Source organism: Ramlibacter sp. (assembly GCF_036676645.1).
In the GTDB taxonomy this organism is placed as follows: Bacteria; Pseudomonadota; Gammaproteobacteria; order Burkholderiales; family Burkholderiaceae_C; genus Ramlibacter.
The window spans coordinates 51,874-72,527 of record NZ_JAKFCM010000033.1; the positions used below are offsets into that span (position 1 = coordinate 51,874).

The window sequence follows — 20,654 nt, forward strand, 5'->3', positions numbered from 1 at the left end:
GCCGCTGGTGGCGCCCCTTGAGGGGAGAGGGCGAAGCCCGAGGGGTCATCGCCGAAGGCGCTTCGGGGTGGTCTTTTACACCGGCCAGACCACGCCGTTGTCGTTCAGGATCGCATCCAGCGGGACATCGTGCGGCTCCGGCTCCAGCTCGTCCAGGTAGCCGGTCGTGAAGCCCAGGCCCACCGTGAACGGCCGCGGCTGCAGCGCCGCCAGCGTGCGGTCGTAGAAGCCGCCGCCATAGCCCAGCCGATAGCCGCCGGGCCCGTAGCCCACGCAGGGCACGAACAGCAGGGTGGGCACGACCACCTCGGTGTCCTTGGGCTTGGGGATGCCGTAGGCGTCGTCCTCCATCGGGCAGCCCGGGTGCCAGGCGTGAAATCTGAGCGTCCGGTGCAGCTTGTCGACCACGGGCAGTGCGATGCGGCGCAACTGCGGTTCGTCGAGCAATTCGCCGTCCTCCTTCCAGCGATGCAGCGCGGGCAGGGGGTCGAACTCGCCCTTGATCGGCCAATAGGCGCCGATCACCGTGTCGGGGCGGCCCACCAGCCAGATGCGCATCACCTGCTGCAGCAAGGCGGAGCGCCGCAGCCGGTCCGGCAGGTTCAACCGATCCTCGACCAGGCGCCGGCGCAGGGCTTTTTTCTCCTCCGGCGTGCTCATAATCTCCCGATGAAGTTCCGGCCGATTCTGACATCCCTCCTGCTGGCGCTGGCCGGCGCCGCCCTCGCACAAACCCCCGGCGACGACCTCGTGCTGGAAATGGCGCAGGCCTGGCGCAAGGGGGACAAGGCCCGGCTCACGCAGCTGCTGCCCGCGGTGCGCGGCCATGCGCTGGAGCCCTGGGCGGCCTACTGGGAGTTGCGCGCGCGGCTGGACACCGCCACGCCGGCCGAAGTGCAGGATTTCCTGGCCCGCTACGCCGGCACCTACCAGGAAGACCGGCTGCGCAACGACTGGCTGCTGCTGCTCGGCGAGCGCCGCGACTGGGCCGCGTTCGCCGATGCCCGCGCCGGTTTCCGGATGCGCGACGACCCGCAGGTCAAGTGCTATGCCCTGCTGGTGCAGCACCTGACCGAGGGCGCGGCCGCGCCGGCCACCCTGGGCGAGGAAGTCCGGCGCCTCTGGCTCGCCCAGCGCAACGACGACGACGCCTGCACGCACGCGGCCAGCCGGCTGATGGGCGAGGCCGGCGGCGGCAACCGCCTCACGCCGGCCGATGCCTGGCGCAAGGCGCGCCTGGCGATGGAGGCCAACCGCCCGCAAGCCGTGGCCGCCGCGGTGGAGATGGTGGCGCCGGACGCGCTGCCGCTGCTGGCGCAGATCCAGGCCAGCCCGACGAAATTCCTCACCGGCCGCGTGACAGCGACCTCGCGCGTGCGCCGCGAGATGATCGGCCTGGCGCTGCTCAAGCTGGCCACCGGCGACACCGACAGCGCCGCGCGGATGCTGGAGGACAAGTGGGGCCCGCAACTCCCGGCCGAGGAGCGCAACTGGATCTGGGGCACGATTGCCAGGCAGTCGGCGCAGCGCCTGTCGCCGGACGCGCTCGGCTACTACGCGCGCGTGACCCGCGACAGCGACCTGAGCGACGGCATGCTGGCCTGGAAAGCCCGCGCCGCGCTGCGGGCGGGCAGCACGCCACTGTGGGAGGGCGTGCTGTCGGCGATCGACGCCATGAGCGAGGACGCGCAACAGGATCCCGCCTGGCGGTACTGGAAGGCGCAGGCGCTGCTGGCCACCGGGGGCGAGGCCCGGCGCGGCGAGGCCACCCGCCTGCTGCAGGCGCTGGCCTCGCCGCGCGGCTTCTACGAGCAACTGGCGCTGGAGGCGCTGGGGCGGAAGGTGGCGCCGCCGGCCCGACCGGCACCGCCCACGCCGCAGGAGCGCGAGGCGGCGCGGCTGAACCCCTCCCTCAACCGCGCCCTGCACGCCATCCTGATCGGGCTGCGCGCGGAGGGCAACCGCGAGTGGGTGTACGCCACCGCCCTGGCACAGCCCGGCGGCATGGGCGAGCGCGAGCTGCTGGCGGCCGCGCAGATGGCCTGCGAGCGCGAGGTCTGGGACCGTTGCATCAACACCAGCGAGCGCACGCGCGAGGCCTTCGACGTCGAGCAGCGCTTCCCGATGCCGCACCGCGAGGCGGTGGTCCGCCGCAGCCAGGCGATCGGGCTGGACCCGGCCTACGTGTACGGCCTGATCCGGCAGGAGAGCCGCTTCATCATGGACGCCCGCTCGCACGTGGGCGCCTCCGGCCTGATGCAGGTGATGCCGGCGACCGCGCGCTGGACCGCGCGCAAGCTGGGCCTGGGCGGGTTCCGGCCCGAGCAGCTGAACGACCGCGAGACCAACATCACCATCGGCACCGCCTACCTCAAGCTGGCGCTGGACGATCTCGACGGCTCCATGGCACTGGCCGCCGCGGCCTACAACGCCGGGCCGCGCCGGCCGCGCGCCTGGCGCAACGGTCCGGTGGTCGATGCGGCCATCTGGGCCGAGAACATCCCCTTCGGCGAGACCCGCGACTACGTCAAGAAGGTGCTGGCCAACACCACGATGTACGCGGCCATCCTGACCGGCGCGCCGCAATCGCTCAAGGCGCGGCTGGGGCGGGTCGGCCCGCGCGACGCGGCCCTTCCCGAGCCGAACCCCGATCTGCCTTGAGGCATGGACGTCGTCCTGCTCACCATCGCGGACGAGTTTTCGGACCTGCCCGACGTCGAGACCTTCACGCGCATCGTGGTGCGGCTGCTGCTGGCCGCGCTGCTGGGCGCGCTGGTGGGGCTGGAGCGCGAACTGGCCGGCAAGCCGGCCGGGCTGCGCACCCACATGCTGGTGGCGCTGGGCGCGGCGCTGTTCGTGCTGGTTCCCCTGCAGGCCGGCATCCACCTGGACGACCTCACCCGCGTGATCCAGGGGCTGCTGGCCGGTGTCGGCTTCCTGTGCGCCGGCGCCATCCTGAAGGGCGACACCCAGGACGAGGTGCACGGCCTGACCACCGCCGCCAGCCTGTGGATGACGTCCGCCATCGGCATGGGCGTGGGCCTGGGGCGCGACACGACCGCGCTCGCCAGCACGCTGCTGGTGCTGGGGATCCTGCGGCTGGAAGGGCCGCTGCGGCGCTGGATCGGGGAGCGCCGCCGCGGGCGGCTGGTGGCCAAGTCCGATCCGGAGGACGACCGCGGCTGACGCACCAATCCGCATCGAGGGTGCGGGAATCCGGAACCGGTGCCGCGCACGGGGGCGCTAGCATCGGTGGCCCATCAGCACCGGAGGCCCCATGCTCAAGCTCTACATCGGCAGCAAGAACTACTCGTCCTGGTCCATGCGTCCCTGGGTGCTGATGCGCCAGGCCGGCATCCCGTTCGAGGAGGTGAAGCTGCGCTTCGACTCGTTCGCGCCCGACTCGCAGCTCAAGCGGTCCATCGCCGAGGTCAGCCCGGCGGGCAAGGTGCCGGTCCTGGTGGACGACGGCTTCGCCATCTGGGACACGATGGCCATCGCGGAATACCTCGCGGAGCAGTTCCCGGACAAGTCGCTGTGGCCGGGCGACAAGCGGGCACGGGCCCGCGCACGCAGCGTCTGCGCCGAGATGCATTCGGGCTTTGCCGCGCTGCGCGGCCACTGCCCGATGAACGTGGAGGCCTCGCTGCCGCAGGTCGGCCCGCTGGGTTACCGCGACAAGCCGGCGGTGCGGGCCGACGTGGATCGCATCGTGGCGATGTGGGCGGAACTGCTGCGGCAGCACGGCGGCCCGATGCTGTTCGGCGAATTCAGCATCGCCGATGCCTTCTACGCACCGATCTGCATGCGCTTTCGCACCTACGGCATGCCGGTGCCGCCACACGCCGCCGACTACATCGGCCGGGTCTGCGCGCTGCCGGGCGTCAAGGCGTGGATCGACGACGCGCTGGCCGAGCGGGACTTCCGCGAATTCGAGGAGCCCTACCGCCTCGCGCGCTGAACCGCCGCGCCCGCCACAGCCCCGCGCAGCGCCGTCTTACACTTTCGCCATGCAGACGTACATGGTGGGTGGAGCGGTTCGCGATGCGCTGCTGGGCCTGCCGGTGAACGACCACGACTGGGTGGTCGTCGGCGCCACGCCCGAAGACATGGTGCAGGCCGGCTACCTGCCGGTCGGCCGCGATTTCCCGGTGTTCCTGCACCCGCAGACGCGCGAGGAATACGCACTGGCGCGCACCGAGCGCAAGACCGGGCGCGGCTACCGCGGCTTCAGCTTCCATGCCGACCGCGCCGTGACGCTGGAAGAGGACCTGGGCCGGCGCGACCTCACGATCAATGCGATGGCGCGCGATGCGCAGGGCCGCCTGGTCGATCCCTTCGGCGGCCAGACGGATCTGCGCGGGCGCGTGCTGCGACACGTGACCGACGCCTTCCGCGAGGACCCGGTGCGCATCCTGCGCGTGGCGCGCTTCGCCGCGCGCTTCGCCGACTTCAGCCTGGCGCCCGAGACCCTGGAGCTGATGCGCGGCATGGTGGCCGCCGGCGAGGCCGATGCGCTGGTGGCGGAGCGGGTCTGGCAGGAGCTGGCGCGCGGCCTGATGGAGCACCGCCCCTCGCGCATGTTCGAGGTGCTGCGCGAATGCGGCGCGCTCGAGCGCCTGCTGCCGGAGGTCGACCGCCTCTGGGGCGTGCCGCAGCGGGCCGACTACCACCCGGAGGTGGACACCGGCGTGCACCTGATGATGGTGCTGGACATGAGCGCGCGCCTGCAGGCCCGGCTGCCCGTGCGTTTCGCCTGCCTCACGCACGACCTGGGCAAGGGCACCACGCCGGCGTCGGTGCTGCCCAGGCACATCGGCCACGAGGAACGCAGCGCCCGCCTGCTGAAGAAACTGGCGCAGCGCCTGCGCGTGCCCACCGAGTGCAGCGAACTGGCCGAGGTGGTCGCGCGCGAGCACGGCAACATCCACCGCAGCGGCGATTTCGGTGCGGCGGCCGTGGTGCGCCTGCTGGAGCGCTGCGACGCGTTCCGCAAGCCGCAGCGCTTTGCCGACGTGCTGCTGGCCTGCGAATGCGATGCCCGCGGGCGGCTGGGGCTGGAGGAAAGCGCCTATCCGCAGGCGCCGCGGCTGCAGGCCGCCCTGGACGCCGCCCTGGCGGTCAGCACGCGCGAGGTCGCCGAAGCCGCGCACGCGCAGGGGATCACCGGCGTGCAGGTCGGCGAGCGCATCCACAAGGCGCGCGTGCAGGCGGTCGGGGAGTTCCTGGCCGAAGCTCAGTCCAGCAACGCCAGCGCGGCGTAGTCGCCGACGCGGTCGCCCAGGCCGGCGGGCACCAGTTCGCAGCCGGCCGTCAGCGCCTTCAGGTGGCCGCCGACCTGCGCCTGCAGGCGCGGCAGCAGGTACTCGCGGTTGTGCCAGAACACGCTGCCGCCGAGGCTGATGCGCTGCAGGTCCAGCGCCGCCACCAGGTTGTAGAGGCCGCGCCCCATCACCCGGCACAGCTCGTCGACGCTGGCCACCGCCTGCACGTCACCCTCGCGCGCGCGCTGCATCAGCAGGGCCGCATCGAGGCCGAAGCGGCGCTCCACCGACGTGCCCGCCACCAGTGCCTCGAGGTCGCCCAGGTTGCCGCAGCCGCACAGGGCCTGGTTGTCGTCGCTGACGAACATGTGGCCGGCGTGGCCCGCGTTGCCGTTCTTGCCGCGCAGCACGCGGCCGCCGACGCACAGCCCGGTGCCGACGCCGGTGCTCCAGGTCACGTAGGCACAGTCGTCGACGCCCTGCAGCGCACCCCAGCGCCGCTCGGCCTCCAGCGCCGCGATGCCGTCGTTCTCGACCCGCAGGCGCGCGAAGCGGCCGGCCAGCGGCGCCTCCAGCAGGGCGGTCTTCCAGTCGTTCGGCAGGCCGCGCGCGGGACCCGCCAGTCCGCCGCAGATGTTGGGGGCCGCCAGCTCGACGCGGCCGTCCACCAGCACGAAGGGGCCGCAGGACGCGACGCCGGCGGCCTGCACCGACGCGGGCGCGACGCCGGCCTCGGCGCAGGCCTCGTCGACCAGGCGCAGGATCTGCCAGGCGAGCGCGTCATTGCGGCCGGTCTTTGCCGTGGGTTCGTACCGCAGGGCCAGCAGGTCGCGGCTGCGGCCGTCGTTCAGGCTGACCGAGACCTTGGTGCCGCCGACGTCGATGCAGGCTCTCATGCGCTCAGAACAGCCGGGAGATGCCCGCTGCCGCCATGCTCAGCAGCACCGTGGACGCGAGCGGAATGTTCCAGTCGCGGCCGAACAGCTTGAACCGCAGGTCGCCCGGCAGCCTGCCGAAGCCCAGCCGCTGCAGCAGCGGCGTGAGCCAGCTGATCAGCATCAGCGCGAGGAAGACGACGATGAACCACCGGATCATGCGGTCAGTGTAGGCCCGGCCCCGGCTGCGCGGGCGACCTCACAGGCGGCCCGTGCGGTCGCCGCGCGCGAAGCCCATCGCATCCCGGAAATCGCCGGCGGCCAGGCCGATCACCTTGAACAGCTCGCCCATCTCGTGCTCGTTCACCAGCTTCTGCATCGCGGCGTGCTGCGCCGGGCCGGCGTCCGCAGCCAGTTCGAGCAGGCCGCAGTTGAACAGGAAGCGGGCCTGGCTGGTGTAGCCCAGCACGCCCAGCCCGGCTTCCTGCGCAGCCAGCGCGATGCCGGTGAAATCCACGTGCGCCGTGATGTCCTTGGTGCCGACGTCCTGCAGCGGATCGGGGTCGGACCGGTGGCCGCGGTGGCACATGAGCGTGCCCATGTGCCGCTGCGGGTGCCAGTACTCGTGCTCGGGATAGCCGTAGTCGAGGAAGAAGGCCGCCCCGGCCTCCAGCCGGTCGGCCAGGGTGCGGATGAAGGCCTGGGCTTGCGGGTGGATTTCGGTCAGGTAGTCGTGCGTGCCTTCCACCGCGACCGGCGGGCGCAGCCCGGTGGGCCGGTCTTCGAACCGGAAGCCGCCCCCCGCGCCCCCGGCGGCCGCCACCCCCCTTTCCTGCCACGCGCCCTGCACGCGGTGCAGCAGCTTGACCGGCATCGCGTCCAGCACCTCGTTGCCGACCACCACGCCGCTGAAGCGCTGCGGCAGTTCGGACACCCAGCGCACCGTGCCGGCGTGGGCCTTCAGGCGTTCCTGCTGCCGCTCGCGCAGGCTGCCGGAGAGGTCGACGATGGTGTAGCAGGCCACCGCGGGCCCGAGCGCCTCCAGCAGCTGCTGCGCCAGCGCGCCGGAGCCGGCGCCGAACTCCCAGACCTGGTCGGTGCCGGTCGCCTGCAAGGCCTGCCCGACCTGCCGGCCCAGCGTCCGGCCGAACAGGGGCGTCAACTCCGGCGCGGTCACGAAATCGCTGCCGGTGGACGGCAGCGCACCGAACTTGCGCGAGGCGTTCGCGTAATAGCCCAGGCCGGGCGCGTACAGCGCCAGCGCCATGAAGCGATCGAAGGGCAGCCAGCCGCCGTCGCGGGCGATCGCCTTGGCGATCAGCGCCGCGAGGGCGCTCGTTACACTCGGCTCCTCGTCACTCATCAGTGACTATTCCTTGGAAGCGTGGCGGGAAGGCCGAGGTAGGGGTTGGCTGCATCTGAAGAATCCGGCTTGGCTGCATCGAACGAGCTCATCCGATGGTTGCGCCTGTTGGCGCTGCCCGTGTGGGCCCGGGCGGCCATTCTGCTCCTGGTGGTCATTGTCGTTCTTGGCGGCACCGCGCTTCTGTTCGGAGGCGCCTTGCGCCGTGACGCCGAGCAGGCATCCTCGGCCATTGCGCTGCTGACCGTCTCGATGCCCGTCCTGCTGCTGGTCGTCGCTCTTGTGTTCGGCCAGAACAGCGACAGTCGGCTGCGCCAGCTCACGGCGGGAGTCCTGACCCGGGACGTTCCGCGGGCGATGCGGGAGAACCTCGGCGCCATGGGCGCGCAGGACCCGGATGTCCGCCTGCGGGGCTGCTGCGCCGACTACACGCTTCGATTGTCCGGACCCGGTCCCGGCGAGACGCTGCGCTTCAGCCTCGAGCTGAACGTGTTCAAGGTCAACGTCTGCTTCTGGCTCGAGGGCATTTCGCTGCCCGGCAAGGCCGGCGTGGACAGCACGGAACTGGCCGCGTTCCGCCATGTATTCCTGGGCGCTGTTGCAGAGGGATACCAGCTGAACGAGGAGCCGGCGCACTATGCCGATTCGAACCATGGTATTGGTCTGATCTTCTTTCGGACCCTGGCCCCGGACTTCCTGTTGCATCCCGAGCAGCGCCTTTACTTCGTTCAGGACCTGTCCTTCTTCGTGCGTGGCGTGATCGAGGCGCAGCGTCGCGCGAGGCTTGCCCCATGACCCGGTGGGCCCTCGTCACCGGTGGCTCCCGCCGCCTCGGGCGCGAGATCTGCACGGTCTTCGCGCAACGGGGCTGGAGCATCGTCTGCCACTACCGCGATTCGGAAGCGCAAGCGCAGGAAGTGGTCGAACAGGCGAGGACGCTCGGGGTTCAGGCCCTGGCCCTGCAGGGACCGCTCGACAGCGGAAGCGACGCCGAGTCGCTGTTCCAGCGGGCCTGCGCCAGCATCGGCGAAGCGCCCTCCTGCATCGTCAACAACGCCTCGAGCTTTCTTCCCGACGCCGCCACCGATTTCGTCGCGCAGTCATTCCTGCGGCAGTTGCAGACCAATCTCCTGGTGCCGCTGGTGCTGGGAAAGCTCCTGCACGCCGGCTGGTCGCAGGCCGCCCACGCGAGCGGGGTCGCCAGCGTGGTCAACGTGCTCGACCAGAAGGTCTACAACCTGAATCCGGACTACTACTCGTACACCCTCTCCAAGCTGGCCCTGGAACGGGCCACGGTCCAGCAAGCCCAGGCCCTGGCCCCCACGCTGCGCATCAACTCGGTGGTTCCCGGGTTGATGTACCCGAGCGGCCCCCAGTCGGTCGAGAACTTCGAGCTCGCGGCGAACGCGAACCTGCTGCGGCGCCCGGTCGACCCCGCCCGTGTCGCGGAAGCCGTCTTCTTCCTGGCGGCCAACGAATGCGTCACCGGGACGAGCGTCTGCGTGGACAATGGGCAGCACCTCGTACCCCTGCCGCGCGACATCATGTTCGTCGTCGACGACCTGCTGCGAAAGAACGCATGAACCCGACCGAACGGCTTCTGGCCTGTCGTCGAATCTTCCTGCGCGGGCTCCAGGTCGATGCGGTGATCGGTGTGCACGAGTTCGAGAAGGACCGGGCGCAGCGGGTACTCGTCGACGTGGACCTGTACGTCTCCCCGGCATCGCCCGCCCGCGACTCGATCGAAGAGGTCGTCGATTACGACTTCGTTCGCGACCTGGTGCTGGAGCGGGTTGCGAGGGGCCCGATCGCTCTCCAGGAGACACTGTGCGACGACATCCTCCGCAGCGTGCTCGCGCATCCCGAGGTCGAAGCCGCCCGGGTCAGCACGCGCAAGCCGGACGTCTATCCGGATTGCGAGGCGGTCGGCGTCGAAGTGTTCCGGTTCAAGCCGATGGACCCATGAACCCTGACGGCGGCAAGGAAGTCCTCACCCTCACCGGGCTGCGCTTCGACGCCAACCTCGGCATCCTGGCGCACGAGAAGGCAAGCCCGCAGCCGATCCGGGTGGACGCCGAACTGAACCTGGGCACCCAGCCGCTGCTGCCGCGCGACGACGAGATCCTGCACGTGCTGGACTACCGCAAGGTGCGCAAGATCATCATCGAGGAGTGCACCGCCGAGCACGTCAACCTGCTGGAGAGCCTGATCGGCAAGCTCGCGCTGCGGCTGATGCAGTTGCCCGGCGTGCTGGGCGTGCGGGTGAAGATCGCCAAGCTGGCCATCTTCGACGACTGCGAGGTCGCGATCCGGATCGAGACCGGGCTCTGGTGAGCATCGCGGGCGGGCCGCGTGCCCAGCCCGGCCGATCCGTCGCTAGCGGCTGCGCTCGGGCGCCGGCGCCGGCGTGCCCATCACCTGCACGATCTTCACGCGCGTGCCGTCCTGCGCGCCGCGCTGGATCGCCAGGGCGGCGCCCTGGGCCGACTGCCGCCGGGTATCGAGGGCGAACGACATGGCAGACAGCTCGCGCGAAAAGCGCAGGCTGTCCGGGTCGATGCCGGGCGTCCTGCGCGCCGCTGCCTTCAGCCGGGCCGCGTCCCACGGCCCCGCAACCTCGCAGAACACCATCACGCGTCCCTGCCGGGCCGCGCGCTGCAGCAGGGCGTGGTCGTAGGTCGCGGCGACCTTGTCCTCGGCGCAGGTGCCGCACGCCCAGGCGACCGGCGCGGCCAGCGCCAGGGCCACGGCGCAGCAGGCAGCGCGCCGCATCACTTGTGCTCCGCGGGACCGGAAGCCGCCGGCGCCGGCCGGGCCGGCATCGGGACCGCCGAGCGCGTCTGCGACGGCGGCAGCGCCGCCCCCTCGGCCGCCGGCTGCGGCTGGCGCTTGCCCTCCTGCCGGATGTTGGCATCGGCCCACTTGAAGTACGCGATGTACTCCTTGACCTCGGCGTCGCTCAGGCCCTGGTTGGGCATCGGGACCTTGTACTTGTCCAGCATGGCCTTGGCGGTCGCATCGCTCTTGAGCATCTGGTCGGGCGACTTCAGCCAGCGCGCCAGCCAGGCCTCGTCGCGGCGCTGGGTGACCCCCAGCACGTCCGGGCCCATGCGGTCGCCGCCGCCGATGGTGTGGCAGGCCAGGCACTTCTGCTCGAAGTCCTGCTTGCCGCGCAAGGCGACCGGGTCGGTGGGCGCCCCGGTCGCCGGGATGTTGTGGTGCTCCGGATCGGTGCCCGGCGCCGTGCCGGCGTCGATGATGCCGACGGCACCCTGCGAGGCATTGGCGAAATGGTGGTCCACCATCGCGTAGCCGCCGGCCTCCGGCACGATGAACTCGACGATCGCGCCGCTGGACGAGCCCAGCAGCACGGTCTGCATGCCGCGGAACTGGTTGTCCGGGTTGCCGTCGATCCAGACGCGGTCGAAGATGGTGCCCACCACGTGGAAGCTGGAGGTGTTGGACGGGCCCACGTTCAGCACGAACAGGCGGATCTTCTCCAGCGGCTTGGCCGGCAGCGGCTTGTCGATCATGCCGTTGTAGCGGCCGTTGAACACGGTGTAGGTGGGGGCCTTGGAGCGCACCCGGTCGCCGTCCAGCACGTACAGCGGCGCGCCGTCGACCTTGCGACGCTCCGGATCGAGCTTGGTATAGAACTCGCTTTGCAGCACCGCGTACTCGCGGTCCACCTTCGTCGGGTAGCCGCCGCGCGGCTCGACGATCATCATCCCGTACATGCCCGAGGCGATGTGCTCCAGCACCATGGGCGTGCCGCAGTGGTACATGAAGACGCCGGGGTAGTTGGCGGTGAACTCGAAGGAGATGGTCTGCCCCGGGGCGATCGAGCGGTACTTGTCGTTGGGCGCCACCATCGCCGAGTGGAAGTCCATCGAGTGCATCATGGGCGCCGTGGTCACGCGCGGCCCCGGCATCGCCTCGTCCGACCGGTTGCTCATGACGAAGCGGATGCGGTCGCCGACCTTGGCGCGCACCACCGGCCCGGGAACCATGTCGCCGAAGGTCCAGGCGCTGTACTTCACGCCGGGCGCGATCTCGATGATCTTGTGCGTGATGTCCAGCCGGATCTCCTTGACCGGCGCCGGGTCCAGCGGCTTGAGCGCCGCTTCCATGCTGAGCGCGCTGCCGGCGGCGAAGGGCCCGGTGTGGCGCTCGCTCGTGACCACCGCGGTGGGCGAGCCGAAAGCCATGTGCTTGTGGTCGTAGGGGTCGCCGGAAGCTGCGGCGCCGTTGTCGGTTGCCCGGGCCGCGGCGGGCGCGGCGGCGCCGGACGCCGCCGTGTTGCGGTCGCAGCCGGCCAGCGCGAGGGCCAGCAAGGTGCAGAAGATGGCCCCGCGTAGCGAACGGCCCGTGACGAATGGCATGCGCTCTTCTCCTTGGTTTTCGAGTTGGTCTTGACCAAAGTCTAGGAGATTGCCACGGCGACGTGACGAAAGTCGCACCCGCCCGGTCGGGTGGGACGGAGTCGGCGCTCCGGCATCGCGAAGGACGGCAGGGCCCGCCCGGATCCGGCCGGGTGAGAAAATCGGCCGCACCATGTCCGCCGTCTGGATCGAACCCGAACCCGCCCCCGCCCCGTCGCGCGCCCTGAAGATCGAGCGCGAGGCGCACAAGCTGGAGAAGCGCCTGTGCCGCCAAGTCGGCCAGGCCATCGCCGACTACCGCATGATCGAGTCGGGCGACCGGGTCATGGTGTGCCTGTCCGGCGGCAAGGACAGCTACGGGCTGCTGGACATCCTGCTCAAGCTGCGCAGCCGCGCGCCGGTCTCCTTCGACATCGTCGCGGTCAACCTCGACCAGAAGCAGCCCGGCTTCCCGGAGCACGTGCTGCCGGACTACCTGGAGGCGCTCGGCATCCCCTTCCACATCGAGGAGCAGGACACCTACTCCATCGTCAAGGACAAGATCCCGGAGGGCCGGACGATGTGCAGCCTGTGCTCGCGGCTGCGCCGGGGCATCCTGTACCGGGTGGCCGACGAACTGGGCGCCACCAAGATCGCGCTGGGCCACCACCGCGACGACATGCTGCAGACCCTGTTCCTCAACATGTTCTTCGGCGGCAAGCTCAAGGGCATGCCGCCCAAGCTGGTGAGCGACAACGGGCGGCACGTCGTGATCCGCCCGCTCGCCTACGTGCCCGAGAAGGACCTGGTGCGCTGGGCCGCGCACCGGCAGTTCCCGCTCATTCCGTGCACGCTGTGCGGCAGCCAGGAGAACATGCAGCGCAAGCAGGTGGGCGCGATGCTGCGCGAATGGGACAAGCAGCACCCGGGCCGGCTGGAGAACATGGCCCATGCGTTACAGAATGTGGTGCCGTCCCACCTGGCCGATGGAACGCTCTACGATTTCCAGGGTCTGAAAGCGACCGGCGTGGCCAGCGAAGACGGCGACAAGGCCTTCGACCCCGAGGATTTCGGCCCGCTGCCCGCGCTGCCGGGCCTGTCGGTCGTCAAGTCCTGATCGCCTTTCTTCGCGAAGGTCCCCGCCATGCTGCGCTGCTGGCCGCGCTCGCTGTCCCTGGCCGTCCTGGCCGCCCTGCTGCTGGCCGGCTGCGCCTCCGGCTACCTGCTGGACAACCGGGTCCAGAGCTTCTCCGGCCTGCCGTCCGGCCTGCCCGCCCACCCCACCTACACCTTCGAGCGCCTGCCCTCGCAGGCCAACCAGCCGGCGCAGGCACAGCTCGAGGCGCTGGCCGACCCGGCGCTGTTCGCCGCCGGGTTCCGCCGCGACGATGCCTCCCCGCGCTATACCGTGCAGGTCACGGGCCGCGTGCAGCGGGTGATCTCGCCCTGGGCCGACCCCTGGGATCCCTGGTGGGGCTGGGGCGGCTTCGGCTACCACGGGCTGCACCCCGGCCTGGGCTACGGCTGGGCCGGTCCCTTCCCGCGGATGGAGCAGGCCTGGTTCGAGCGCGAGGTCGGCATCCTGGTGCGCGAGAAGGCCAGCGGCCGCGTGGTGTACGAAACCCGTGCCAGCAGCGACGGGCCCTGGCTCGACCCCTCGGTGGTGCTGCCGGCCATGTTCCAGGCCGCCCTGCAGGGCTTCCCCAACCCGCCGCCGGGGCCGCGCCGGGTCGACATCCAGATCGGCGGGCAGGCGCAGGCCGCGGCGGCGCCCGCCGCATCGGCCGCTCCGCAGGCCAGCCCATCGGCCGGCAGCGCGCCGGCCGCGCCGCCCGCGCGGTGACATTTGGCTACGGTTGGGGTGCTGGGCAGCCTCAGGGGGCATGCCTAGAATCTCGGCGATGGAATCCACCCGCATCATCGCCGTGCGCCACGGCGAGACGTCCTGGAACGTGGATGCGAGGATCCAGGGCCAGACCGACATCGGCCTGAACGACACCGGCCGCTGGCAGGCCCGCCGCGTCGGGCAGGCGCTGGCCGGCGAGGCCATCAGCGCCATCTATTCCAGCGACCTGGGCCGCGCCCGCGAAACCGCCGTCTCCATTGCCGAGGTGGCGGGCGCCGTTGTCATCGCGCACCAGGGCCTGCGCGAGCGCAGCTTCGGCATGTTCGAGGGCCGGACCTTCGACGAAATCCACCGCCAGTGGCCGGACGAGGCCCACAGCTGGCGCAAGCGCATCCCCGAGTGGCGGCCGCCCGAGGGCGGCGAATCGCTGCTGCAGTTGCGCGAGCGCGTCACCCGCACGCTGGAAACGCTGGCCTCGCGCCACCTCGGCCAGCAGATCGTGGTGGTCGCGCACGGCGGCGTGCTGGACGCGATCTACCGCGTGGCCACCGGCCAGGAAGTGAATTCACCACGCACCTGGGAGCTGCCCAACGGTGCGATCAACCGGCTGCTCTGGACTCCGCAAGGCTTCACGCTGGTGGGCTGGTCCGACACGCAGCACCTCGACGATGCCCATGCTCCGGCCGACGAAACGACCGCTTAGCGACACCCTCCGGCAACTGGTCGGCCGCCCCGCCGACGCCATCGATACCCCGGCCCTCGTGGTCGACCTCGATGCCATGCAGCGCAACCTGAACCGCATGGCCGAGTTCGCGAAGAAGCACGACATCCGCTGGCGCCCGCACGCCAAGATGCACAAGAGCTCGGCCATCGCCCGGCTGCAGATGCACGCCGGCGCCGCCGGCATCTGCGTGCAGAAGACCGCCGAGGCGGAAGCGATGGCCGTGGGCGGCCTGAAGGACATCTTCATCAGCAACGAGGTGATCGCGCCGCACAAGCTGGCGCGGGTGGCGAAGCTGGCCCACCGGCTGGCCGCCGACGACGGCCAGCTCGCCATCGCCGTGGACAGCCGCGAGGGCATCAGCCGGCTGGGCCACGCCATGAACGAGGCCCGGCGCAGCAGCGGCAGGGCGGCGGTGATCGACGTGTTCGTCGAGATCGACGTCGGCCAGGGCCGCTGCGGCGTGCCGCCCGGCCGCTGCGCCGTGGAGCTGGTCCACGAGATCCGCAAGCACCCGGCGCTGCGCTTCATGGGCCTGCAGGCCTACCACGGCCGGGCCCAGCACGTGCGCAGCGCGCACGAGCGGCGCGAGCTGATCGCCCAGGTGGCGCGCGACGCCGACGCCACCCGCAAGCTGATCCAGGACGAGGGCGTGGCGGTCAGCCTGGTCACCGGAGCCGGCACCGGCAGCATGGTGTGCGAGGCAGCCAGCGGCGTGTACGGCGAACTGCAGGCCGGCTCCTTCCTGTTCATGGATGCCGACTACGCGCAGAACGAGCGCGATCCGGCGCAGCCGCAGTTCGAGCATGCGCTGTTCGTCAAGACCCAGGTGATCAGCAGCGGCCTGGCGCATGCGGTCTGCGACGCCGGCCACAAGAGCCACGCGATCGACTCGGGCCTGCCCCGGGTGCACCGCTTCGGCAGCGAACCCGAGCTGGCGTACGCCAACGGCGGCGACGAGCACGGCATCCTGCGGCCGGTGGGCGGCGGCCCGCTGCCGGCGATCGGCGACATCCTCTGGCTGATCCCCGGCCATTGCGACCCGACTGTCAACCTGCACGACCACCTCATCGGCGTGAAGGGCGGCCTGCAGCACGGGCGCATCGACCGGGTGATCCGGGTGGACGCGCGCGGCGCGCTGACCTGAACCGGCTCAGGGTTCGCGCGGAAGCGGCCCGCGGCGGCGCTGCCGGACAATTTCCGGCATGTCCCCCAGCCAAGTCATCGTCCTCGCGACGCCCGTCTTCCTGCTGCTGATCGCGATCGAGTTCGCCTGGGGCTGGGCCAGGGGCCGCAACACCTACCGGCTGAACGACGCGGTCACCAGCATCGGGCTGGGCATGCTCAGCCAGATCAGCGCGGTCTTCACCCGCCTGTTCCGGGTCGGCATCTACACCGCGGTGTACGGCTACGTGTCCGTCTGGCACAACGACGCCTTCTGGATGTCGTGGTACGGCTGGCTGCTGGCGCTGCTGTTCTACGACTTGTGCTACTACTGGCTGCACCGCGCCGGCCACGAAAGCGCGATCTTCTGGGCCGCGCACGTGGTGCATCACCAGAGCCAGGACTACAACCTGTCCACGGCGCTGCGCCAGACCTCCAGCGGCGCGCTGCTCGGCTGGATCTTCTACCTGCCGATGGCCATCGCCGGCGTGCCGCCGCTGGTGTTCGGGGTGGTGGCGCTGATCGACCTGCTCTACCAGTTCTGGGTCCACACCGAGCACGTGCCGAAACTGGGCTGGTTCGACCGCTGGTTCTGCTCGCCCTCCAACCACCGGGTGCACCACGCGGTGAACGACCGCTACCTCGATCGCAACTACGGCGGCGTGCTGATCGTCTGGGACCGCCTGTTCGGCAGCTTCGAGGAAGAAGGCGAGCCGTGCATCTACGGCACCCGCAGCCCGCTGGACAGCTGGGATCCGCTGTGGTCCAACGCCGAGGTCTACTGGGCGCTGGCGCGCGACAGCTGGCATGCGAAGCACTGGGCCGACAAGCTGCGCGTGTGGTTCAAGCCGCCCGGCTGGCGGCCGGCCGACGTGGCGGCGCTCTTTCCCAAGGCGCCGTTCGACATCGCGAAGGTCGAGCGCTACCACCCGCCCATGGCACGGGCGGTCGCCGGGTTCGGCGCGCTGCAGTTCGTGGCGCTGCTGGCCGGCGTGTCGCTGTTCCTGTGGCAGGCCGATCGCACGCCGCTGTCCACCAGCGCGATCTGGCTGGCCGTGCTGGCCGCCGTGCTGTGGTGCACCGGGGCCGTGATGCAGGGCCGCATCACGATCCTCGCGGCACTGATGATCGAAGCCGGCGCGCTGGCCACGGCGACCTCGGCCCTGGGGATGGTCGAACTGCATCGCCTGTTCAAGCCGCTGGCCATGGCGCTGGCGATCGCCCTCGTGGTCCTGCGCGCCCGCGGCCAGGGTGGACTGCGCCGGTTCGATGCGCTGCTGGTCGCGGGCCTGGCGTTCTCGCTGGCGGGCGACGTGCTGCTGATGCTGCCGGGCCACTTCATCGCCGGCCTGGTCGCCTTCCTGCTGGCCCACCTCTGCTACATCGTGCTGTTCCGCCAGGACGTGGGCTGGCTGCCGCGTCCCTGGGCACTGGCCGCCACGCTGGGCGTGGGCGCCGCCCTGTACGCGGTGCTGTTCGGGGGCCTGGGCCCGGTGCTCAGGCCCGCCGTCGCTGCCTATGTGGTGGTGATCGGCTTCATGGCCGCGCAGGCGATCGGCCGCGCTGCGGCGCTGAAGGACAAGGCCTCGCTCGCGGTGGCGATCGGCAGCGTGTGCTTCATGCTCAGCGACTCGCTGCTGGCGCTGAACCGCTTCCACCAGCCGCTGCCGATGGCGCAGGCCTGGGTGCTGTCGACCTACTACGCGGCGCAGGCGCTGATCGCGCTGCATGCGCGGCCGGGCGTGCCGGCGGGCGCCCCCGCGACCCGCGCCGGCACCCTGCCCGCCGGGGCGGCCTGAACAGCAGTCAGCGCCCGGCCGGCGCGTGCGCGCGGACGCGCTCGTCGCGTGCGATCCGCCCGTCCACCAGCTCCACCTGCCGGTCGCAGCGCGCCGCCAGCCGCGCGTCGTGGGTCACGACGATGAAGGAGGTGCCGCGCTCGGCGTGGATGCGCCGCAGCAGGCCGAACACCTCGTCGGAGGTGGCGGTGTCCAGGTTGCCGGTGGGCTCGTCGGCCAGCACCAGCGCCGGCTGCAGCACCAGCGCACGGGCGATCGCCACCCGCTGCTGCATGCCGCCGGACAACTGCGCCGGCCGCTTGTCCATGGCGGCAGCCAGTCCCACGGCCGCCAGCAGCTCGCGCGCATGCGCCAGCCGCTCGCCCCCGACCCGGCCCTCGGCCATCAGCACCGGCAAGGTGACGTTCTCCAGCGCACTGAAGGCCGGCAGCAGGTGGTGGAACTGGAACACGAAGCCGAGCGTACGGCGGCGCCGCAGCGTCAGCGCCGCATCGTCGAGGCCGCCGACCTCCTCGCCTTGCAGCCGGTAGCTGCCGGAGGTCATGCGCTCCAGCAGGCCGACGATGTTCAGCAGCGTGCTCTTGCCGGAGCCCGAGGGGCCCACCAGCGCCACGAACTCGCCCGCGTCCAGGCGCAGGTCGAGGCCGTGCAGCACCTCGGCCTCGCTGGGCTGGCCGATGTTGTAGCTCTTGCGCACCCCGGCGAGTTGCAGCAGCGCGTCGGACATCGTCAGAGCCGGATCGCCTGGGCCGGGTCCATCTGGGCCGCGCGCCGCGCCGGCCAGATCGCCGCCAGCACGCCGCAGCTGGTGGCGATCAGCGCCACCCGCAGTGCGGTTGCCGGCGCCAGCCCGATGTAGAACAGCGGCAGGCCGTCGGAGCCGCGCACGAAGTGGGTGAACAGGAACACCATCACGAAGGCCAGCACGACCCCCAGCAGCGAACCGAGGGCACCGACCACCGCCCCCTGCACCAGGAACACGCGCAGCACCTGGCCGCGGGTGGCGCCCATGGCGCGCAGGATGCCGATCTCGCGCCGCTTCTGCACCACCGACACCACCAGCACGCTGGCGATGCCCAGCACCACCACCGCCAGCACCACGCCCCGGATCAGCGTGGTGCTCACGTTCTGCGCGTTGAGCGCCGACACCAGCTGGGCGTTGTTCTCCTGCCAGCTCTCGATCTGGTAGGGATAGCGCCGGCGCAGCTCCTCGGCCACCGGCTGCGCGCGCCAGACGTCGTGCAGCGTGAGGTCCAGCCCGGTCGCGCCGCCCGGCAGTTCCAGCAGGTTCTGGGCGGCGCGCAGCGGCACGATCACGGTGCGGCGGTTCAGGTCCTTGATGCCGAAGTCGACCAGCGCGGTCACGCGCAGCGAATCGCCGGTGCTGGCCCCGGTCCGCACGGTGAGCCGGTCGCCGATGCGGATGCCCAGGTCGGCCGCCAGTTCGCGGCCGATGATGGCCTCCTCGGGGCCTAGCCGCGCACGCCCGCTGACCACCTTGCCGCGCAGGCCCACCACCTGGTCGTAGCGGTCGAGGTCCACCCCCATCAGCGCGATCGCCGGGGCCGCCTCGCCGCGCAGCGCCAGTCCGCTGCCCGAGACCAGCGGCGACACCGCGGCCACCGCCGGGTGTCGCTCCAGCACCGGCACCAGCGCCTGCCAGTTGGCCACCGAGCGCGGGCGCTGCGCGCGCGGCTGGGTGTCGGACAGCGCGGTCGTGCCGTCCTGCGGCGGCAGCGCCGGCGTGACCACCTCCTGCGGCGCGCGCAGGGTGACATGGGCCTGCGCGCCCAGCGTCTTGGACAGCGTGTTGCCCTGCAGGCCGTCGATCAGCGCCGAGATGTAGGCGACCACCGCGACGCCCGCCGCGACGCCGACCACGATCAGCAGCGTCTGCATGCGCCCTTCGCGCAGGAAGCGCAGCGCCACCTGCACTTCGAAGCCGAGCCAGGGCCAGCGCATGGTTCAGCGCCCCATCAGGTTGCCCAGGGTGCCGCCGGGATCGTCGCGGCTGGTGCCGCCCGACCAGCTGGAACCCGGCTTCCAGTCGGTGGGCTGCGCGCTCACCCGGTCACCCGCCCTGACGTCGGGCCCGAGCAGGGCCAGTTCGCCCGCCGACAGCCCCTGCACCACCTCGGCCGCATCCAGCGTGCGCATGCCCAGTCGCACCGTCCGTTCGCGGGCGACACCCTCCTGCGCGACCAGCACCGTGGCGCCGCCCTCCGTGCGCGGCTCGCCGCGCAAGGCCGCCAGCGGCAGCACCAGCGCCTGCTCGCGCCGGCCGGTCACCACCTCCACCGACAGCGTCATGTCCTCGCGCAGGAAGTCCGGCGCCGGCGGCACCAGGGCGAACTTCACCTCCAGCGCGCCGCGCTGGGCATCGACCGAGGGCGCCAGCGACAGCACCCGGGCGGCGAAGCGCTGCCCGGGAAACGCATCCGCCACCGCCGCCGCCGGCTGGCCGACCGCCAGCTGGTCGAGGAAACGCTCGTCCACCTGCGCCACCAGCTGCGTCGGCCCCGCCAGCGCGAGGCTCAGCAGCGCCTTGCCCGGCTGGACGATCTGGCCCGGCTCCACCTGGCGCACCAGCACGCGGGCATCGGCCGGCGCCACGATGTCGGCCTGCTCCAGCCGGGCCCGCGCGGCCAGCGTGGCGGCGCGGGCCACCGCGAGCTGGGCCTGCGCTTGCGTCACCTCGGTGCCGCTGTCGGCGTTGGCGCGCCGTTGCGCCTGCGCCGCCTGGTGCTGGGCCTGCGCGACCGCCACCGCGCGCCGCGCCTCATCCAGGCGCGAGGCGCTGATGAAACCGTCGTCCACCAGCTTCTGCGCCCGCGCCAGTTCGGCCCGCGCGTTGCGCAGCGTGGCCTCCGCCTGCGACAAGGCCGCATCGGCGCTGACCCGGCCGGTGCTGCGCAGGCCGGCCAGCCGCGCCTGCGCCTGCCGCTCGCCGGCTTCGGCCTGCGCCAGCGCGGCGCGCAATTCCCCGGACTCCAGCCGCACCAGCGCCTGTCCGGCACGGACCGCGTCGCCTTCGCGCACCCGTACCTCGGCCACGCGGCCGGTGATGGTGGCCCCCACGTCCACCCGCGACCGCGTGGCAACCCGGGCGGAGAACTGCAGCGTGCGCACCAGCGGCGCCGCCTGCACCTGCACCGCCGGCACGGCGGGCGCCCGCAGGCGCATCCAGGCGACGGCGGCGCCCAGCACCAGCGCGATGAGGACCGCTGCGATCACCCAGGGCCGTTTCGCGAAGGAGGGCAT

At 71.5% G+C, this 20,654-nt stretch carries 22 protein-coding genes; 13 read left to right on the top strand and 9 right to left on the bottom strand.

From position 1 onward, the window contains the following. Positions 1-75 precede the first annotated feature (75 nt). Positions 76-660 carry a 5-formyltetrahydrofolate cyclo-ligase gene (locus tag V6M57_RS06110; RefSeq protein ID WP_332814102.1) on the bottom strand — a complete coding sequence of 195 codons (585 nt, stop codon included), beginning with the start codon at positions 658-660 and terminating at the stop codon, positions 76-78. A 9-nt stretch (positions 661-669) separates the two neighbouring features. On the opposite strand from V6M57_RS06110, the gene V6M57_RS06115 reads away from it, so the two are divergent. The 4 genes from V6M57_RS06115 to V6M57_RS06130 all read left to right on the top strand — a co-directional run bounded on the left by V6M57_RS06115 (position 670) and on the right by V6M57_RS06130 (position 5,264). After that, the gene (locus tag V6M57_RS06115; RefSeq protein WP_332814103.1) at positions 670-2,661 is read left to right on the top strand and encodes a lytic transglycosylase domain-containing protein; all 1,992 of its coding nucleotides are present in this window, start codon (positions 670-672) and stop codon (positions 2,659-2,661) included. Between the two features lie 3 nt (positions 2,662-2,664). Continuing rightward, a complete protein-coding gene (locus V6M57_RS06120; RefSeq protein ID WP_332814104.1) occupies positions 2,665-3,186 on the top strand; it encodes an MgtC/SapB family protein in 522 nt (173 codons plus the stop codon). 91 nt (positions 3,187-3,277) lie between these two features. Then, a complete protein-coding gene (locus tag V6M57_RS06125) occupies positions 3,278-3,961 on the top strand; it encodes a glutathione S-transferase family protein (protein ID WP_332814105.1) in 684 nt (227 codons plus the stop codon). Between the two features lie 49 nt (positions 3,962-4,010). Continuing rightward, positions 4,011-5,264: a multifunctional CCA addition/repair protein gene (locus V6M57_RS06130; RefSeq protein WP_332814106.1), complete on the top strand. Its 1,254-nt coding sequence runs from the start codon at positions 4,011-4,013 to the stop codon at positions 5,262-5,264. On the opposite strand, the gene V6M57_RS06135 is transcribed toward V6M57_RS06130, so the two are convergent. The 3 genes from V6M57_RS06135 to V6M57_RS06145 are packed head-to-tail and all read right to left on the bottom strand — an operon-like array spanning position 5,237 to position 7,502. Further along, positions 5,237-6,160 (bottom strand): ROK family protein, encoded by a 924-nt coding sequence (locus V6M57_RS06135; protein ID WP_332814107.1) that lies wholly within the window; start codon positions 6,158-6,160, stop codon positions 5,237-5,239. The two genes, V6M57_RS06130 and V6M57_RS06135, sit on opposite strands and share 28 nt — an antisense overlap. Positions 6,161-6,164: 4 nt before the next feature. Continuing rightward, the gene (locus V6M57_RS06140) at positions 6,165-6,359 is read right to left on the bottom strand and encodes a DUF2905 domain-containing protein (protein WP_332814108.1); all 195 of its coding nucleotides are present in this window, start codon (positions 6,357-6,359) and stop codon (positions 6,165-6,167) included. Between the two features lie 39 nt (positions 6,360-6,398). Beyond that, positions 6,399-7,502, bottom strand: coding sequence for a class I SAM-dependent methyltransferase (locus V6M57_RS06145; protein WP_332814109.1), 1,104 nt, complete (start codon positions 7,500-7,502; stop codon positions 6,399-6,401). A 69-nt stretch (positions 7,503-7,571) separates the two neighbouring features. On the opposite strand from V6M57_RS06145, the gene V6M57_RS06150 reads away from it, so the two are divergent. From V6M57_RS06150 to V6M57_RS06165, 4 genes are read left to right on the top strand one after another with little or no spacing between them, the layout of a single operon-like run. Continuing rightward, a complete protein-coding gene (locus V6M57_RS06150; protein ID WP_332814110.1) occupies positions 7,572-8,297 on the top strand; it encodes a hypothetical protein in 726 nt (241 codons plus the stop codon). Further along, positions 8,294-9,085, top strand: a complete 792-nt coding sequence (locus V6M57_RS06155; RefSeq protein ID WP_332814111.1) for an SDR family oxidoreductase — start codon at positions 8,294-8,296, stop codon at positions 9,083-9,085. The genes V6M57_RS06150 and V6M57_RS06155 overlap by 4 nt, the downstream gene beginning before the upstream one ends. Beyond that, a complete protein-coding gene (locus V6M57_RS06160) occupies positions 9,082-9,468 on the top strand; it encodes a dihydroneopterin aldolase (protein ID WP_332814112.1) in 387 nt (128 codons plus the stop codon). Before V6M57_RS06155 ends, V6M57_RS06160 begins: the two co-directional genes overlap by 4 nt. After that, entirely contained in the window at positions 9,465-9,836 is a 372-nt protein-coding gene (locus V6M57_RS06165; protein WP_332814113.1) for a dihydroneopterin aldolase, read from the top strand. The genes V6M57_RS06160 and V6M57_RS06165 overlap by 4 nt, the downstream gene beginning before the upstream one ends. 42 nt (positions 9,837-9,878) lie before the next feature. Here the strand turns inward: V6M57_RS06165 and V6M57_RS06170 are convergent, their stop codons facing one another. Beyond that, complete coding sequence (locus tag V6M57_RS06170) at positions 9,879-10,274, bottom strand: hypothetical protein (RefSeq protein ID WP_332814114.1); 396 nt, start codon at positions 10,272-10,274, stop codon at positions 9,879-9,881. Further along, on the bottom strand, positions 10,274-11,884 hold the full coding sequence (locus V6M57_RS06175; RefSeq protein ID WP_332814115.1) for a multicopper oxidase domain-containing protein: 1,611 nt from the start codon (positions 11,882-11,884) through the stop codon (positions 10,274-10,276). Before V6M57_RS06175 ends, V6M57_RS06170 begins: the two co-directional genes overlap by 1 nt. Positions 11,885-12,056: 172 nt before the next feature. On the opposite strand from V6M57_RS06175, the gene ttcA reads away from it, so the two are divergent. The 5 genes from ttcA to V6M57_RS06200 are packed head-to-tail and all read left to right on the top strand — an operon-like array spanning position 12,057 to position 17,393. Further along, complete coding sequence (gene ttcA, locus V6M57_RS06180; protein ID WP_332814116.1) at positions 12,057-12,980, top strand: tRNA 2-thiocytidine(32) synthetase TtcA; 924 nt, start codon at positions 12,057-12,059, stop codon at positions 12,978-12,980. Positions 12,981-13,007: 27 nt separating this feature from the next. Continuing rightward, positions 13,008-13,706, top strand: coding sequence for a DUF4136 domain-containing protein (locus V6M57_RS06185; RefSeq protein ID WP_332814117.1), 699 nt, complete (start codon positions 13,008-13,010; stop codon positions 13,704-13,706). Between the two features lie 58 nt (positions 13,707-13,764). Continuing rightward, positions 13,765-14,412, top strand: coding sequence for a histidine phosphatase family protein (locus V6M57_RS06190; RefSeq protein ID WP_332814118.1), 648 nt, complete (start codon positions 13,765-13,767; stop codon positions 14,410-14,412). Beyond that, complete coding sequence (locus tag V6M57_RS06195) at positions 14,378-15,577, top strand: DSD1 family PLP-dependent enzyme (protein WP_332814119.1); 1,200 nt, start codon at positions 14,378-14,380, stop codon at positions 15,575-15,577. The genes V6M57_RS06190 and V6M57_RS06195 overlap by 35 nt, the downstream gene beginning before the upstream one ends. Positions 15,578-15,635: 58 nt before the next feature. After that, positions 15,636-17,393 (top strand): lysoplasmalogenase family protein, encoded by a 1,758-nt coding sequence (locus V6M57_RS06200; RefSeq protein ID WP_332814120.1) that lies wholly within the window; start codon positions 15,636-15,638, stop codon positions 17,391-17,393. Positions 17,394-17,400: 7 nt separating this feature from the next. On the opposite strand, the gene V6M57_RS06205 is transcribed toward V6M57_RS06200, so the two are convergent. The 3 genes from V6M57_RS06205 to V6M57_RS06215 are packed head-to-tail and all read right to left on the bottom strand — an operon-like array spanning position 17,401 to position 20,654. Next, entirely contained in the window at positions 17,401-18,120 is a 720-nt protein-coding gene (locus tag V6M57_RS06205; protein ID WP_332814121.1) for an ABC transporter ATP-binding protein, read from the bottom strand. 2 nt (positions 18,121-18,122) lie between these two features. Beyond that, positions 18,123-19,355, bottom strand: a complete 1,233-nt coding sequence (locus tag V6M57_RS06210; protein ID WP_332814122.1) for an ABC transporter permease — start codon at positions 19,353-19,355, stop codon at positions 18,123-18,125. Positions 19,356-19,358: 3 nt separating this feature from the next. After that, on the bottom strand, positions 19,359-20,654 hold the full coding sequence (locus V6M57_RS06215) for an efflux RND transporter periplasmic adaptor subunit (RefSeq protein ID WP_332814123.1): 1,296 nt from the start codon (positions 20,652-20,654) through the stop codon (positions 19,359-19,361).